Source organism: Bifidobacterium imperatoris (genome assembly GCF_002860405.1).
GTDB classification, from domain to species: Bacteria; Actinomycetota; Actinomycetes; order Actinomycetales; family Bifidobacteriaceae; genus Bifidobacterium; species Bifidobacterium imperatoris.
Genome location: NZ_NMWV01000055.1, coordinates 1 through 1,262, shown reverse-complemented (window position 1 = coordinate 1,262; position 1,262 = coordinate 1). Strand labels below are relative to the sequence as shown.

Genomic DNA, 1,262 nt, shown 5'->3' with positions numbered 1-1,262 from the left:
GAGGAATAAGTTCCGGAGGATCTTGCAAATCAGCATCAATAATCACCAGAGCGTCCGTATTCGCATGCTGAATTCCAGCAAACATCGCCTTTTCTTTTCCGAAATTACGGGAAAGAAAAATATACTTCACGTACGAATGCTGCTGCGCGTACTCGCGAACCAACTGCCGAGTATCATCCTTCGATCCATCATCAACAAAGAGCACAGTATATTTCAAACCACTCTCAGCTTGCTTGCTCACCAACGCATCCATGCGTTCAAACAGGATCGGCAATGATTCCTGCTCGTTATAGCAAGGGATAAGCACGGTGATGGTTTCTTTACGCGAATCAATTTGCTCGCTTTGCATTATGCTCCCGTCACTTCAATATCACATTACACAACGTCACACTGCACCCAAGGTTAGTATGCTTTCAAAGGATTGCGATGTCACTCACCCATAAACTGCAAACCAGGTTTGCGCCTGTCTGTCATTTCATCATCCGAATAGCGAAAGACTGAAATTACCCCAAACAGTGCATACGAAATGAAGAAAATTCAAAACAGCTGGAACCCCGATAATCCAATACCAGAACTTATTTGGGTACCATTCACGAATGAACTGTAGAACCGTAATGAACAGTAGTGAGGAAATAAACATCGATCGTGGACCGGAAGCATAGATCGTTGGAGAGAAATACATGACCGCTGATGCTGCAATTCCTGCCAGCAGGATAAAAGCAATCAGTAAACGAGATTTTGCGCAGCATAGCACAACAATGACGAGGCTTACCAGCAATATAGTCCAAAACACTAGTGACGAGGCTTTACCCAGACCACTATCAAAGCTCATGAGAAATGCCCTAATTTGAATTAGATCCATACATGCCAGCACCGCAAGCAAAGCAGCAGCTACACCCATAGCAACACGGCTTAAGAACGAAACCCACTGGTTGCCTTCAACATCATTGCTAGACGAGAGTTCCTCCTCAGTGAAATGTCGCCGCTGTGCCGTCACCACGAGCAAACCAATAATAAATACTGCAATGATGAGGAGCATGTAATTTGCCGTATATGAAAACTGCCAGATAACGCCACGCGCTATCTTGCTGTGAAGAGGAAGCGTCGTAAATTCTGGGTACCAGTTTTTTGTTTCCGAAATTGTTCGCAAATGAGAACCTGGGGAAATCATTTCAATGACGACTCCCACCCCAGTAACTAAAGCGAACACTAGTGCCGGAACAGAGATTTTCTTATTACGAATCCACCAAGAAATCACGGTG

2 protein-coding genes are annotated in these 1,262 nt (G+C 44.6%); both read right to left on the bottom strand.

Annotated features, from left to right (window positions below; genetic code table 11):
* Positions 1-349, bottom strand: a 349-nt coding sequence (locus Tam1G_RS11390; RefSeq protein ID WP_133125017.1) for a glycosyltransferase, incomplete at its 3' end; no start/stop codon positions are given.
* Between the two features lie 129 nt (positions 350-478).
* Positions 479-1,262, bottom strand: a 784-nt coding sequence (locus Tam1G_RS11775; protein ID WP_165782005.1) for a hypothetical protein, incomplete at its 5' end; no start/stop codon positions are given.